Raw genomic sequence first — 14,052 nt, 5'->3', positions numbered from 1 at the left:
GCCCGCCGGCTCCGCCGGCGAAACAGCTCACGCTAGTCAAGAGCGACAACCGACCGCGTAGCGACAATCCAAACAGCCTTCTTTCTGCTTGCAGCATCACGGACTAAGCAAGCGTTCCTGTGCGTGCGGCGCGCCGGGGTTGTCGGCGGGCAGGAACGAGGTGTCATCAGGGAGGGCGCCGCGCATGCCTGCCGGCGCGGCGCACAGCAGCGCGTTCATCTGGGAAAGCTCGCGCAGGGTGTCCAGGTGCAAGGCGCTGGTTTCCACGCTCGCGGTGCGGCGCTGCGCCACCCGGGCAATGTGGCGGGCGGTGAAGCGCCCGGCGCGTGCCTGGAAGTCGCCGGCGCACTCGACCAGCAATGCCGACGCTGCGCGGTCGTTGGCAACAAAGAGCGACATCCTGGTACGCAGGTTGGCCAGCAGCATGTCGCAAAGCTCGAGCAGTTCGGCGCGGCCCTCATCCGAGAAGCAGTAGTTGCGGCTCAGTTTGCGCTGGTCCAGATCGACCAGGATGCGTTCGACGATATCGCCCGCATACTCCAGGTTGATGTTCACCAGCATGATTTCATCCCAGCGCGCGGCATCCTCACCGTCGAGGCTGCCGGCGTCGACGTCGGTCAGGTACATCTTGACCGACGAATAAAGTGCGTCGATGCGGTCGTCCAGCGCCTGGCAGCGGGCGTTCACGGCGCGGTCGTTGCCCACGATCGAGAGCTTCATGCCGTTGAGCATCTCCTCGATCACGTCGCCGATGCGCACGACTTCGCGCGTGGCATTGCCCAGGGCGACGGAAGGATGCCGCAGGTCGCCGTGGCTCAGGTAGCGCGCGCCGCCGGGCGCTGCGTCGTCGTGCGCATCAGGCAGCCATCGGGTGCACAGGGACGCCACCGGGTTGACGAACCAGATCAGCGTTGCGGCCAGGGTCAGGTTGAATGCCATGTGGAAGTCGATGGCCATGGTGCCGGCACTGCTGCCCAGGCGGTCCAGCAGCCAGGGCATGGCGTCCAGCAGCGGCAGGAATGCCAGCACCCCCACGAACCGGAAGATCAGGTTCGCGAGCGATACCCGCCGCGCGGCGGGCGGACTGCCGGAATTTGCCAGGCAGGCAATCAGGCCACTGCCAAGATTGGCGCCGAGCACCAGCGGCAAGGCTGTGGCAGGGCCGATCACACCGCCCATGGCCAGCGTTGCGGTCAGCAGTACCGCGGCCAGGCTGGAGTACGCGAGCAACGTCACGAGGGCGCCGATCACCAGTGCCAGCAGTGCGTCATGGCCAAGCGAGGTGAAGACGGCGCGCACGATCTCGGCGTGCAGCAGCGGTGCGGCGTAGAGGCGGATCAGCTGCAAGGCCAGCGTGATCAGGCCCAGTCCCACGATGACTTCGCCAGCCTGTCCGCGCAGGCTGGCCTTGCCGGACAGGCGCAGGGCAATGCCGATGACCAGCAGCAGCGGCGAGAGCCAGGAAATGTCGACCGACAGCAGGCGCGCCATCAGGCTGGTGCCGACGTCGGCACCGAGCACGATCGGCAGTGCCGCCGGCAACGACACCAGGCCCCCTGCGACAAAGGCGCTTGTCATCAGCGCCGTGGCGCTGCTGCTTTGGATCAGCGCGGTCACGCCAAGCCCGGCCAGGAAGCTACGCGCGGGACTGGCCGTGCCTGCGGCCAGCACCAGCCGCAAGCGCGGCCCCAATACCTCCAGCATGCCGTGGCGCGTCACGTGCGCGCCCCAGATCAGTAGTGCGACCCCGGACATCAGGGAAAGCAGGATTTGCATGGCGCCGCCCCCTGGTGGTGGCCGTCTTCGCGGCCACCTTTATCTGATTGATGATGCAGCGTGCCGGCCTGGCCGGCACGTACTCGCTCTAGTCCGCGTGGTTCAGCGCCAGCCGCAGGATGTCGAAGTTGCGCAGCCGCTGGCCGGCGGGCGCAGCAACCTTGCGGTTGAACAGCAACGGCACCTTCTGCTCGGACAGGCCGCCGTGCGAGCGCAGCGGGGCATCCAGGCCGCTCAGGTCATGGCGGGCCGGCGTGGTGCCGAGCACGGTCAGGCGTTCGCTGACCACCACCAGGTCGCCGATGCGGTCGGGCGGCAGCTCGAAGCGATCGCTGGCGGCGCGCTTGTCCAGCACCAGTTCGATGCCGGGCAGCGCGGCGATGGCTTCATGCACGGCCTGTTGATCGGTGCCGGCGGGCAGGTAGACGGTCGCGTAGGAGCCCAGTGCGCCATGGTGGGCGACATAGGGATCGGTGATAGGCAGCAGCACGCGTGTGGCGTCGGTGCCGAAGCGCTCGTCAAGCACCTGCTGCAGGAACAGGATGTTGGCCTTGCCCAGCGAGTCGGTCTTGGCATTCATGCCGTGGTCGGCGGTCACGCCGATGACCGCACCCAGCGCGTCCAGGCGCTGCAGGTAGCTGTCGATCATGGCGTAGAAGGCATTGGCCTGCGGCGTGCCCGGGGCATGCTTGTGCTGGATATAGTCCGTGGTGGACAGGTACATCAGGTCGGGGCGCACGGTTTCCAGCAAGGCCACGCCGGCGGCGAACACGAACTCGGACAGGTCGGCGCTGTAGACCGAGGGCAGCGGCATGCCGACCTTGCGCAGCACGTCGTCGATGCCGTTGTCTTCAATGGTGGCCTGGTCGGCCTTCTCGGCCGAGAAGCAGATGCCCTTGAGGCCGTGGCCCAGCAGCGCGCGCAGCTTGTCCTTGGCCGTGACCACCGCCACCGATGCGCCCGCCTGCGCTGCCGCAGCCAGCACGGTCGGCGCGCGCAGGTAGCGGGCGTCGTTCATCAGCACCTCGGCGCCGGCTTCGGTGTCGTAGAAGAAGTTGCCGCAGATGCCGTGCACCGACGGTGGCACGCCGGTCACGATCGACAGGTTGTTGGGATTGGTGAACGACGGCACCACGCAGTCGCCGGTCAGCACCGTTCCGCGTTTGGCCAGGCTGGCGAAGAAGGGCGTGGCGCCCGCTTGCACGGCAAGGTTGATGTATTCCTGCTCGCAGCCATCGATGCAGACGATGACGGTGGGGCGGGCGGGAAGCTGGTAGTGGTGGCCGTTGACCTGGATCTGGGTGCTCATGGCGTCTCTTGGGGAGGGTTTGTCGATGGGATTTGCCTGAGACCCATGCTAAGTTAGGCGATAAACTCTCACAATCGAGTTTATTTTCCAGATCCTGTCAGGAAATCTCACAATGCCGCACAAGCTGCCCCCGCTCAACGCCCTGCGCATCTTCGAGGTTGCCGCCCGCGCCGGCAGCTATTCGGCGGCCGCGCGCGAGCTGCACCTGACCCATGGCGCGGTCAGCCGGCAGATCGAGATCCTGGAGCAATGGCTGGGGCAGCCGCTGTTTATCCGCCAGGGCCAGCGCATGGTGCCGACTGTCCACGCGCAGGCGTTCGCGCGCGAGATCAGCACGGCGTTCGACCAGATCAGCGCCGCTTCCGAGCGCTATGGCCGCATTGCCACGCGCAAGGTGGTGCGCGTCAATGCCCCGGCAACCTTTGCCATGCGCTGGCTGATTCCGCGGCTGGATGACTTCCGGCGCAAGCAGCCCGAGGTCGACGTGCGTGTGTCGACCGCCTTCAGCAACGAGGCGGGATTCAACGGCACCTTTGATGTGGCGATACGGCGCACCCTCGAACGTGGCGAACAGTTCGAGCCAGTGCCGATCTTTTCGGAGTACCAGACGGTGATCGCCAGTCCGGCGATGCTGGAGCAGGTGCCGTTGCAAGGTGTAGAGGACCTCGTGGAGGGCGTCTTCCTCTATACGGAGACCCGGCCGGGCAGCTGGGAATCGTGGCTGCAGCAGGCGGGACATGCCTCGCTGCTGCCGGTGCGCACGCTGCGTTTCGACCATTTCTTTGTCACGCTGCAGGCGGTGGTGGACAGCCTTGGCTTTGCCATCGGCACCTTTCCGACACTGGAAACGGACCGCGCGGGCGGGCGCATTGCGACGCCGTTTGCCGCCATCCGCGCACCGGGCAATACCTACCATGCGCTGGTGCCGCGCGATGCCGACAAGCCGCTGCATCTGCGCGCGTTCCTGGAGTGGCTGCAGCAGCAGGGGCAGGCGGCCGTGGAGAGCTGAAGTGGCGCGCGCGGGAAGCGACGTGAGTGTGGCGCGCGGCCCGCGCGATGCGGGCCTGCGCTGACGGGCGCTCAGGCCCCGTCGAGGAAGGCGCTGCGCTGGCCCAGGCGCGAGCCGAGCGCATCGGGGGCCAGGCTCATGCTGGCGGGGTCCACGGCCGAGGCCGGGCTGCCTGCCATGGTCGGGTCGGCGGCTGCCGGCGCCATGCCCGGCTGGGCCGCCTGTACCGGAGCCTGGGCGTAGCTGCCGCCTGCTGCGGGTGCCGCCTGGGCCGACGGCATGGCTTGCACGGGCTGGGCGGATTGCACCGGCTGAGTGGATTGCATCGGCTGCATCGGCTGCGTCATTGGCATGGGCTGGCTCGGCTGCAGGGGCTGAGCCTGCTGCGCAAACAGCGGGTAGGACGCGATCATCGCGCCAGCCACGACCAGGGATTTCGCCAGATGTTGCTTCATTCGTGTACCTCCTAGAACGCCTACAGGCAAGGGAACAGTCACTGTAGCGCCGAGGCACCTGACATTCTGTTCGATTTTGCAACGGTCATTTACCAGCCTTGCCATCGACGTCAAGGCAGGTTAAATGCGCGCGCGGCCCCGGGCCTTGCGGCGCTGTCAACGCCCGGCCAATCGCTTGAGCGCCGCGGGGTCCAGCAGTTCGATCTGCCGGTACTCGCGGCGGATCAGGCCCGCGTCCTCCCACGCCTGCAGGTACTTGGCCACGGTCTGGCGCGAGCGGTTGACCATGTCGCCAAGGTCCTCCGCGCTGATGCGCACGACATGGTCGGTGCGGTCGGCCAGTTCCAGCAGGCGCGCTGCCATGCGCGCATCGATCGGCGCCTGCGCCGCGCTTTGCGCATGGTCGAACGCTACGCGCAGGCGCGCGCAGATCTGCTGCACGATCAACTGCATGCCTTCCGGATGCGCGGCCAGGATGCGGTGGAAGTCGCGCTGGCTCAGCACCATCAGTTCCGTATTGCCGACGGCGAAGGCATCGTGCGTGCGCGGCTTGCCGTCCAGCAGCGAGATCTCGCCGAACCAGCGGCCACGCCCGATCACCGAATACACCGACTCGCGCCCGCCCGTGCTGACCCGGCTCATGCGCACCCGGCCCGACAGCACCATGCAGAAGTAGGTGGGCGGATCGCCGCGCGCGAAGATCATCTCGCCGTCGCCAAAACGCAGGCGGCGTGCGGCGTTCGCCACGGCATCGAGCACGCCCGGCGGCGCATTGCGCAGCCAGCCGCTGGCCAGCACGCTGCGCGGCAGCGTGCGCACCGGTTCCACCGCTGCCCTCGATCCACGCTTCACATCACTCTTCACATCGCTCTCCTGCTGGAGCCGAGATTGTCCAATACTTAACAGACTTTGACGCGGTGCGCCCGGACAATGCATCGATTCAATGACTCACATGCCCCCGGGAGGTACGCATATGGCGCAAATCCAGCTTGTCGATTCAATCAGGGACCGCGTCTCCGACGCCGAATGGCAGATGCGCGTGGACCTGGCGGCCGCGTACCGCCTGGTCGCCCACTTCGGCTGGGACGACCTGATCTTCACCCATATCTCGGCACGCGTGCCCGATGCGCCGGACCAGTTCCTGATCAACCCGTACGGGATGATGTTCGACGAGATCACGGCATCGAGCCTGGTCAAGGTCGACCACGAAGGGCAGCCCGTGCTGGAAACGCCGTATGACGTCAACCCGGCCGGCTTCATCATCCACAGCGCCGTGCATGAGGCACGCCCTGAGGTCGGCTGCGTGATGCACACGCATACCTCGCACGGCGTCGCCGTCTCGGCGCAGCAGGCGGGCCTGCTGCCGATCTCGCAGCAGTCGATGTTCGCGCTGACCGGGCTGGCGTACCACGACTATGAAGGCGTGGCGCTGCGCGAGGACGAGAAGGCGCGGCTGGTGGCCGACCTGGGCCGCTGCAAGCAGATGATCCTGCGCAGCCATGGCCTGCTGACGTGCGGGCGCACGGTATCCGATGCTTTCCTGACCATGTACACGCTCGAGTCCGCCTGCCGCATCCAGATCCTCGCGCAAAGCGGCGGCACGCCGCTGAGCATGGTGCCCGAAGCCGCCAGCGCCAACATGGGCCAGCAGGCGCGCCAGGCCACCAAGGGCAAGGGCTCCAACCTGGCCTGGCCGGGCCTGCTGCGCCGCCTCGACCGCATCAACCCTGACTACCGCAACTGACCATGGCCATCCTCGTTCACCTGCCGTCCTTCATGGCGGTTCCCATCACCGCCGCACTGCGCGAAGCCGCGCCGGACATCACCGTGTGGAACGGCCGCGAGGCCGCGGTCGCGGAACAGGTCGAAGCCATCATCGCCTGGGGCCTGAAGCCCGGCGTGCTGCCGGCCTACCCAAAGCTGCGGCTGGTCTGCGCCGCCACCGCGGGCGTCGACAAGCTGCTGGCCGCGCCGGACCTGCCGCCTGGCATGCCGGTCACGCGCATCGTCGATCCCGGCCAGCAGACCGGCATCGCCCACTACGTGCTGGCGATGGCACTGCGCCATACCCGCGCGCTCGGCCTGTACGCCGAACAGCAGCGCCGCGGCGAATGGAAGCGCCACCCGGGGCGCGATGTGTCGCGCTGCCGCGTGGGTGTGCTGGGGCTGGGCGAGATCGGCAGCGAGGTGGCGCGCATGTTTGCCGCCATCGGCTACCCGGTCAGCGGCTGGAGCCGCAGCGCCAAGCATCTGCCGGGCGTGACCGACTTCACTGGCGACGACGGGCTGGATGCCATGCTGGCGCAGAGCGACATCCTGGTCTGCACGCTGCCGCTGACGCCGCGCACCGAGGGCATGCTGAACCGCCAGACGCTGTCGCGGCTGCCCAAGGGGGCGTTCCTGATCAACGTCGGGCGTGGCGAGCATGTGGTCGAGCCCGACCTGGTCGCCCTGATCGACGAAGACCACCTTGCCGGCGCGGCGCTTGACGTGTTCGCCAAGGAGCCGCCCGCGGCGGACGACCCGGTCTGGAGCCATCCCCGCATCGAGGCCACGCCGCATATCGCGGCCGACCCCTCGTACGAACTGGTGGCACGGCAATGCATCGACAACCTGCGGCGCGCGCGCGACGGGCGTGAACTGCTGAACCAGGTGGACCGGCAAGCGGGCTACTGAGGGCCCGGCGGGCCGGTCCGTCCGCGTGACTAAGTCACGCTCACATCGGCGGTGCCCGCCGCCACCTCCAGCAGCCGCGTGCTTGCCGTGGCAGGCTGGGCCGGTGCCGTGCCGCCCTCGAGCAGCTTGAGCGTATGGAAGGTGCAGCTCAGCTTCTGGGGCGTCAGGGTGACCAGTGCGTAGCCCTCGACGTTGGAGTCGGCGTGGCGCAGCCACGCGTTGAAGGTGCGCAAGGTGGCGTCGAAGGTGTTCACCACCGTGCCGCCCACGTTGCTGTAGACCAGTTCACGCAGCGCGGCGAAGGCTTGGTCGTTGTCGACGATCGAGCGGAATGCACTGAGCAGGGAGTTGCTCGACAGGCCGGCCGTGACCAGGTCCACCATCACCGGCGCTGGCGTTGCGGCATCGTAGTCGTCCATCACCTGGCCGGCAAAGAATGCGTGGATATCGCCGCTCAGCGCCACCACATTGCGCACGCCGTTGTTCTTCAGGAACGCCATCAGGTTCTTGCGCTCGGCGTTGTAGCCATCCCACTGGTCGGCATTGAGGATAAAGCGGTCGAGCAGCGCGATGGCCGGCAGCCGGCTTTCGATCAGCGGCTTGATGTTGGCATCGAACGTGGCGCTGTCGATGCCGATCTGCGCCAGTACATTGCGCAGCGCCGTGTAGGCCAGGTTGGCATAGGTCCCGGCGGCCTTGGCCGCACGCAGGTCGTCGGCCAGCGCGTTGGCAATGGCGCTCTCCAGCGAGGACAGGGCATTGTTGGCCAGCACCAGCGCCCTGGCGATCAGCCGCGCCACCGCCTGGGTCACATCCACCTGCATGCGCAACAGCGACAACTGGTTGGCCCACAGCTTCCACGTGGTGGCGTCGGCGCCGACGCGGTCCTGCCACCACGCGCGCTGCGCGTCGCCCAACATCGACACGGGCGTCAGCGTGTTGCCCGCGGCGGCAATCTTCTGCGCCTCGGCCGCGGCCAGTGTCGCGGCCGGGACGAAGTACAGGGCGCCGACTGCGCGGCCGGTGGATTGCTCTGAGATGATGTGGTCGGCGCGGTACAGGCGCTCGTCGGTCATCAGCAGGGTAGCGAGATTGCCGAAGGTGAATGAGCGATAGATCTGGATGTTCTGGAACGACGGGTTGTTGAGGTCCAGGCTGACATCGGCCGGCATGAACTCGAACCACGCCTGGTTGGCAGCGCGCCGGCGCGCGGTGCGCGGCGTCAGGTCGTCGTCGGAGTTGTAGGTCTGCCGGTCCTGCCAGCAATTGTCCGAGAACTCATGATCGTCCCAGATCGCAATCATCGGGAACGCGGCATGCAGGGCCTGCAGGCGCGCGTCGTTGCGATAGCTGCGGTACAGGTAGCGATAGTCGTCCAGCGTGGTGGCGTAGACGCTGCCGTCCGGCAGCGCGGTGCCATTTGGCAGCTGCAGCACGCCATGGCGATCCTCGACATTGCCGGCACGCGAGCCGCCCGGGACGGCCTCGTAGATGTAGTCGCCGACATGGACGATGAAGTCCAGGTCCTGCTGCGCCAGTTCTTCCATGCCGGCCCAGTGGTTGGCATTCCAGTCCTGGCAGCTGACAAAGGCGAAACGCAGCTGTGACAAGGGCGTGCCGGCCGCTGCCGCGGTGCGGGTGCGGCCGACGGTGCTGGGGCGGTTGCCCAGCAGGAAGCGGTAGTAGTAGCGGGTGCCGGGGCTCAGGCCCGTGACCTTGTTGCGGATGGTGTAGTCCCAGTCCGGCAGGGCCATCAGCGGTTGATTGACCAGCAGGCTCGGCGGCGGGAAGTCAGGCTGTGCCGACACCTGCAGCCGCACCACCACCGGCCGCTTGCCGTTGCTGCCTTCCACCCGCGTCCACACCACTACGCTGTCGGGCTTGGGATCGCCCGAGGCGACGCCATGGACGAAATTGAAGTTCTCCGGATTGCCGGTGTCGGGTTCCGGGTCGGAATCGCCGCCGCCGCAGGCGCTCAGCCCGCCGGTGGCAACGGTGACGGTCAGGAAACTTCCCCACTTGAGGAACTGGCGGCGGTCCATGGCGATCCTCCTGTTCTTGCGGTCTCGGTCCACACAGCGCGCAGCCGGGGCCAGGATGCCGCTTGCGGCACCAGGATTCGTGGGGGCGTGCTGGTTGCTGAATGCATACTAGTGGCTGGTCCGCACGGTCGCTGTCGGTGAGGTTCCGACATCGATATAGGAGGAGGTCGACTGGTTCGTGCCGGCGCTGGCGCACCGCGCACCACCGTTGCTGGCGCGATCGGCAAGTCGGCATGCATTGCCTGCCACGCGGCCTAGACTGAAAGCAGACGATTCGGACGCGAGGGCATCATGGCGTACGGCAGCATCCTGGTCCATCTCGACGGCAACCGGCAGGCCATGCAGCGCTTGCAGATTGCGGCACGCCTTGCCACCGCCAGCCAGTGTCCGCTGATTGGCCTGCTGGCCGGGCGCGTGCCGGACCCCAGCTGGTTCTACCGCATGAACAATGCCCAGCGCTGCCTGGCCGAAGACCAGGAGCGGCGCCGGCTGCAGCGCGAGAACACGCGTTGTGCCTTCGAGGCCGCCACGCGCGAGCTGGCGGTTGCCTGTGACTGGCGCACCGTCGAGCGCGATCCGGTGCCACTGGCGCTGCGCGAGGCGCGCGAGGCCGGCCTGATCGTCTCCGGCCAGTACGACGCTGACAACGCTGAAGGCCCGGTGGCGCGGCAGCTGTTGGAGGCGCTGCTGCTGGAGAGCGGCCGGCCGGCGCTGGTGGTGCCCTGTACCGGCGCTTTCGCCACCGTGGGCACACGCGTACTGGTCGCCTGGAACGGCAGCCGCGAGGCCGCGCGTGCCTTGCACGACGCGCTGCCGCTGATGTCCGGCGCGCGGGCGCGGGTGCTGAGCGCCCATGCCGCCGCCAGGGAGTCGCGTGCCGATGCCACCCCGGTCAGCCACGCCGTGCACGTGCTGGAGCGACTGGGTGGGGCAGTGGAGGTGGAGCACGGCCCGGGCAGTGGCGACCTGGCCATCGGTGAACTGATCCTGTCGCGAGCTTCGGACTTTGGTGCCGACCTGATCGTGATGGGCGCCTACGGCCACGGCCGGCTGCGCGAGCTGGTGCTGGGCGGCGTAACCAGGGTGGTGCTGGAGTCGATGACGGTGCCGGTGCTGTTCTCGCACTGAAGCGCGCCAGAGCAGCGTCCCCCGGTGGTCTTCAGTCGACCGTGATGTGGTTGGCCTGGATCACCTTGCCCCATACGCCCACGTCGCCGCGCACCGTCTGTGCGAACTGCTCGGCGCTCCTGGGCGGCGCCATGCCCATGTTCAGCTGCAGGAAGCGCTCGCGCATGGGGGCGTCGGCCAGCAGGCGGTTCACCTCGGTATTGAGCCGCTGCACGATGGCGGCGCTGGTGCCGGCGGGCGCGAACAGGCCATACCAGCTGTCGGTGTCGAACGGGTAGCCCTGTTCGGTCATGGTCGGCACGTCCGGCGTGGCCGGCGCGCGGCGCGTGCCGCTGACGGCCAGCGCGCGCAGCTTGCCGGCGCGGATCAGCGGCAGCGACGACGAGGTATCGACAAAGGCCACCTTGACCACGCCGCCCTGCATGTCGGTCAGGATCTGCGCCACGCCCTTGTACGGCACGTGGCGCAGCTTCATGCCGGTCTGCATCTTGAGGGCTTCCATGGTCAGGTGGCCGCCCGAGCCGATGCCCCATGAGCCGTAGTCGTACGCATCCGGGCGCTTGAGCACGTGGGCGACGAACTCCTTGAGCGTGCGCGCCGGGAAGTCCGGCGTCACCACCAGGAAATTGCCGCCCGCGCCGACCTGCGCCACCGGCAACAGGTCGCGCAGGCCGTCATAGGGCAGCTTGGGCTGCAGGGTCTGGTTGATCACCACCGTGGCGGCATAGGTGAACAGCAGCGTGTAGCCGTCGGGGCTGGCCTTGGCCACGGTATCGTTGCCGATGATGCCGGTCGCGCCGGGCTTGTTGTCGACCACGATGGTCTGGCCCAGCGCCTTGCCGAGCGATGCGGCCAGCGCGCGCGCGAACAGGTCGGTGCCGCCGCCGGGCGGGGCCGGCACCACCAGCCGGATGGGCTTGGCGGGCCAGGCGTTGCCGGCGCATAGCGGGCCGGTCGCCGCGCCAAGACCGAGTGCGGCAAGCGCGCGCAGCACGTCGCGCCGGCGCGCGTTGCCAGGCAGTTCCGTCGGAACCGGGTTCATTGCTCGGGGCATGGCGTCTCCCTAATGCATGCCGAAGTTGTCCGCCGCTTCGCTTTCCAGCGCGTCGGCAGCCGCACCGTACAGGCTGCGCGACACATAGCTGCGGATCTGCGTGGCGCGCTGGCGCAGCCAGGCGGCCTTGAGCTGGCGGGCCTCGCGCACGGTGGGCGTTTCATCCGGCGCCAGCGCCAGCACGTCGATCACGTGCAGCGCCAGCTGCGTGTCGCCGCGCGCGGCCAGGGCCTGGGCGTGGCGGAGCAGTGCGCCATGGTCGGCCACGGCCGCGGCGATCTCGGCGGCCGCCTGTTGAGGCGGTGCGGGATGCAGCGTGGTGGCATTGCGGTCCCACCAGCCGTTCTCCGAGCGGTAGATGTCGCGCGCGATGTAGCTGGGGTCGCCATAGGTGGGGCGCATCCAGGGCTGGTCGAACAGCTCAGCCGGCGGCTTCAGCGCCGCCAGCACCTGGCGTTCGTTGCAGCCAGCGTTCATCAGCCGCACCACCTCCGCGCGCAGCCAGCGCAGGGCCCTGGCGGTCTGGCACAGCACGCGCTGGCATTCTTCCTCGCCCTGCAGCGTGGCGCCGAACTCTCGCACCACGGTGCGCGGCTGCAGCCCGGCCAATCGTTCCAGCGTATCGGCCCAGCGCACGGTGTCGCGCATGGTGCGGAAGGGGGTGCCGATGTTCGGGATCGAATCAATCACCGCGGGGCCGCCGTACAGCAGGCGCCGGCCCGGCAGCCAGACCGCCACGGCGTCGTCGGTCTCGGACGGCGCCCACAGGATTTCCGCGCGGCGCTCGCCCCGGCCCAGCGTCAGGCCATCGGCGAAGGTCTCGGTGGGTTCGATGTGGACCAGCTTTCCCGCCAGCGCGCCGGCCGGCTGGCGGAACTGTATTTCCGCCATGCGCTCCTGCATGCGCTGGGTCTCGCGGTAGCGCGCCTGCCGCGCCAGCACGTTGACGTGGGCCAGTACGCGTGGCGCGGGCTCGCCGCGCGCGGCGGCGTGGTCCAGCCATTGCTGCAGGCCGGCGTTGTAGCCCATATGGCCGTGGCTGTAGCAGATGGCCAGCAGCGGCAGCCCGGTCTGCGTGCGCAGCGCCTCGATCATGCTGCGCGTGACGCGCCCGCCGGGGCCGCTGTCGACCACCAGCAGGCCGCCGCCCACATCGGCGACAAAGCTCTGTCCTTGTCCATGCAGCAACCACACGCCGTCGCCGACGCTTTCGATTCCGGTGCCAGTGACCAGTGCCGCCGGCCGGTCCTCAATGTCCTGCATGCTTGCCTCCTCTGCGAACCAGGTCGCGTCCAGCGCAACTGTCACGCAAGAACGGGCATCCCGGGGATTGGGGAAAGTCCCGCCGGGATGCGGCGTACCGGCCGCAAACCAAGCGCCGGTGCGGCCCGGCGGAGGTTTTGGAATTTCAGGTGTAAACCGCTGGTTAGCACCGCGCGGGTGCAGGGAGTTCCCCGCCGGCGCGCGCTGCGGTAGCGGCTGCCTTCAGTCAAGTCGGCGCAGCGGACTGTCGGGCAGGTTGGACAGATAGTGGACTTCACGCCGCAGCAGGGTGGCGAACTGCGCCGCCACCGGCGTCATCGGCGAATCGGCGCGGTAGATCAGGCTGACGGTGTGACTGGGCAGCTTGTCCTCGATCGGCAACGGCACCAGGCCATTGGCGGCCAGCCGGCCGGCCACCATCTGGCGCGGCAGCATGCACAGCAGGTGGCGGTCCTGCATGAGGTGCTCGATCATGCCGATGGTGTCGCAGCGCACCGCCACGCGCGGCAACGGCAGATCGCGTTCACGGAAGGCATCGAGGATGGCGGCGCCAGGGCCGTGCATGCGCTGGCCGGTCAGGATCCAGTCCGAGCCGATCAGCTCGCGCAGGCTGCGGGCGTTGCGCAGCGGATGCTCGCGGTGGGCCATCACGACCGAGTCGTTGTTGTAGAGCGGCTCGCAGGTGAATTCGCGCTCGATGCCCCCATCCGGGACCGGACTCACTGCCATGTCCATCACGCCGGAGCGCAGTTCGTCCAGGTGGGTGGGGTAGCCCCAGCTGTCAATGCACACCAGCACGTCGGGGTGCTGCACGCGAAAGCGCTTGACCACCGCGGGCAGCAGCACATGAGCCGGGCCGCGGGTGGTGCCGACGCGGACCACGCCGTTGCGCGCGCCCAGCATCTGCGCCATCTCCTCGGTGGCCTTGCGCGCCTCGGTGGCGATCAGGCGCGCGCGCCGCAGGAAGGCCTCGCCAAAACGCGACAGCACCACGCCGCGGGTGGTGCGGGTCAGCAGCGGCACATGCAGTTCCTCTTCGAGCTGGCGGATGCTCTTGGTGAGTGCCGGCGCCGACACGTCGCGCGCGCGCGCGCCGGCGCGGATGCTGCCGTGCTCGGCGACGGCAATGAAGTCCTGGACCTGGCTCAGACGCATGGATTGCCCCACATAAACAACGCACTGGGCGCACAGCATAGCGGCAATCCGGTGGGTTCGGGATAACCCCAGGGTGCTAACCAATGGTTTGCACAGACGCGGTTTTGGCATCTGTCGTTACGCACCGTGCTATCGCATGATCGCTCCACATCGTCGCAAACCGCCGGCCGCGCCGGCATCTTCGA

At 68.2% G+C, this 14,052-nt stretch carries 12 protein-coding genes; 4 read left to right on the top strand and 8 right to left on the bottom strand.

Features of this window, described 5'->3' with window-relative positions:
* Positions 1-96: 96 nt before the first annotated feature.
* Positions 97-1,776 carry a Na/Pi cotransporter family protein gene (locus tag CF68_RS25055; RefSeq protein ID WP_035824090.1) on the bottom strand — a complete coding sequence of 560 codons (1,680 nt, stop codon included), beginning with the start codon at positions 1,774-1,776 and terminating at the stop codon, positions 97-99.
* Between the two features lie 88 nt (positions 1,777-1,864).
* Positions 1,865-3,085, bottom strand: a complete 1,221-nt coding sequence (phnA, locus tag CF68_RS25050; RefSeq protein ID WP_035824087.1) for a phosphonoacetate hydrolase — start codon at positions 3,083-3,085, stop codon at positions 1,865-1,867.
* A gap of 112 nt (positions 3,086-3,197) precedes the next feature.
* Here phnA and CF68_RS25045 point away from each other — a divergent pair, with 112 nt between their 5' ends.
* The gene (locus CF68_RS25045) at positions 3,198-4,094 is read left to right on the top strand and encodes a LysR substrate-binding domain-containing protein (RefSeq protein ID WP_035824085.1); all 897 of its coding nucleotides are present in this window, start codon (positions 3,198-3,200) and stop codon (positions 4,092-4,094) included.
* Positions 4,095-4,165: 71 nt separating this feature from the next.
* Here CF68_RS25045 and CF68_RS25040 read toward each other — a convergent pair whose 3' ends face one another.
* Positions 4,166-4,549: a hypothetical protein gene (locus CF68_RS25040; RefSeq protein ID WP_035824083.1), complete on the bottom strand. Its 384-nt coding sequence runs from the start codon at positions 4,547-4,549 to the stop codon at positions 4,166-4,168.
* Between the two features lie 156 nt (positions 4,550-4,705).
* Entirely contained in the window at positions 4,706-5,413 is a 708-nt protein-coding gene (locus CF68_RS25035) for a Crp/Fnr family transcriptional regulator (protein ID WP_051591673.1), read from the bottom strand.
* A 109-nt stretch (positions 5,414-5,522) separates the two neighbouring features.
* Here CF68_RS25035 and CF68_RS25030 point away from each other — a divergent pair, with 109 nt between their 5' ends.
* Together CF68_RS25030 and CF68_RS25025 are read left to right on the top strand one after the other, a co-directional pair.
* A complete protein-coding gene (locus CF68_RS25030) occupies positions 5,523-6,293 on the top strand; it encodes a class II aldolase/adducin family protein (RefSeq protein ID WP_035824080.1) in 771 nt (256 codons plus the stop codon).
* A gap of 2 nt (positions 6,294-6,295) precedes the next feature.
* Positions 6,296-7,225, top strand: a complete 930-nt coding sequence (locus tag CF68_RS25025) for a glyoxylate/hydroxypyruvate reductase A (protein ID WP_035824078.1) — start codon at positions 6,296-6,298, stop codon at positions 7,223-7,225.
* Between the two features lie 29 nt (positions 7,226-7,254).
* Here the strand turns inward: CF68_RS25025 and CF68_RS25020 are convergent, their stop codons facing one another.
* Positions 7,255-9,267 (bottom strand): alkaline phosphatase, encoded by a 2,013-nt coding sequence (locus CF68_RS25020; RefSeq protein WP_035824076.1) that lies wholly within the window; start codon positions 9,265-9,267, stop codon positions 7,255-7,257.
* 291 nt (positions 9,268-9,558) lie between these two features.
* Here CF68_RS25020 and CF68_RS25015 point away from each other — a divergent pair, with 291 nt between their 5' ends.
* Positions 9,559-10,395, top strand: coding sequence for a universal stress protein (locus CF68_RS25015; RefSeq protein WP_035824074.1), 837 nt, complete (start codon positions 9,559-9,561; stop codon positions 10,393-10,395).
* A gap of 31 nt (positions 10,396-10,426) precedes the next feature.
* Here CF68_RS25015 and CF68_RS25010 read toward each other — a convergent pair whose 3' ends face one another.
* The 3 genes from CF68_RS25010 to CF68_RS25000 form a co-directional block, all read right to left on the bottom strand.
* Positions 10,427-11,449, bottom strand: coding sequence for a tripartite tricarboxylate transporter substrate binding protein (locus tag CF68_RS25010; protein WP_035824071.1), 1,023 nt, complete (start codon positions 11,447-11,449; stop codon positions 10,427-10,429).
* A gap of 9 nt (positions 11,450-11,458) precedes the next feature.
* On the bottom strand, positions 11,459-12,712 hold the full coding sequence (locus CF68_RS25005; protein ID WP_035824069.1) for an alkyl sulfatase dimerization domain-containing protein: 1,254 nt from the start codon (positions 12,710-12,712) through the stop codon (positions 11,459-11,461).
* 222 nt (positions 12,713-12,934) lie between these two features.
* Positions 12,935-13,867 (bottom strand): LysR family transcriptional regulator, encoded by a 933-nt coding sequence (locus CF68_RS25000; RefSeq protein WP_035824068.1) that lies wholly within the window; start codon positions 13,865-13,867, stop codon positions 12,935-12,937.
* Between the last annotated feature and the right edge of the window lie 185 nt (positions 13,868-14,052).

It is taken from the genome of Cupriavidus sp. SK-4 (genome assembly GCF_000611125.1).
Classification (GTDB): domain Bacteria; phylum Pseudomonadota; class Gammaproteobacteria; order Burkholderiales; family Burkholderiaceae; genus Cupriavidus; species Cupriavidus necator.
Note: the sequence above shows the minus strand (reverse complement) of the source record. Positions and strands in the feature narration are given on the sequence as shown.

Coding starts and splice junctions, on each gene's coding strand:
- CF68_RS25040 (WP_035824083.1), bottom strand. CDS start 4,549: ATGAAGCAACATCTGGCGAAATCCCTGGTCGTGGCTGGCGCGATGATC.
- CF68_RS25020 (WP_035824076.1), bottom strand. CDS start 9,267: ATGGACCGCCGCCAGTTCCTCAAGTGGGGAAGTTTCCTGACCGTCACC.
- CF68_RS25015 (WP_035824074.1), top strand. CDS start 9,559: ATGGCGTACGGCAGCATCCTGGTCCATCTCGACGGCAACCGGCAGGCC.
- phnA (WP_035824087.1), bottom strand. CDS start 3,085: ATGAGCACCCAGATCCAGGTCAACGGCCACCACTACCAGCTTCCCGCC.
- CF68_RS25030 (WP_035824080.1), top strand. CDS start 5,523: ATGGCGCAAATCCAGCTTGTCGATTCAATCAGGGACCGCGTCTCCGAC.
- CF68_RS25005 (WP_035824069.1), bottom strand. CDS start 12,712: ATGCAGGACATTGAGGACCGGCCGGCGGCACTGGTCACTGGCACCGGA.
- CF68_RS25055 (WP_035824090.1), bottom strand. CDS start 1,776: ATGCAAATCCTGCTTTCCCTGATGTCCGGGGTCGCACTACTGATCTGG.
- CF68_RS25000 (WP_035824068.1), bottom strand. CDS start 13,867: ATGCGTCTGAGCCAGGTCCAGGACTTCATTGCCGTCGCCGAGCACGGC.
- CF68_RS25045 (WP_035824085.1), top strand. CDS start 3,198: ATGCCGCACAAGCTGCCCCCGCTCAACGCCCTGCGCATCTTCGAGGTT.
- CF68_RS25025 (WP_035824078.1), top strand. CDS start 6,296: ATGGCCATCCTCGTTCACCTGCCGTCCTTCATGGCGGTTCCCATCACC.
- CF68_RS25010 (WP_035824071.1), bottom strand. CDS start 11,449: ATGCCCCGAGCAATGAACCCGGTTCCGACGGAACTGCCTGGCAACGCG.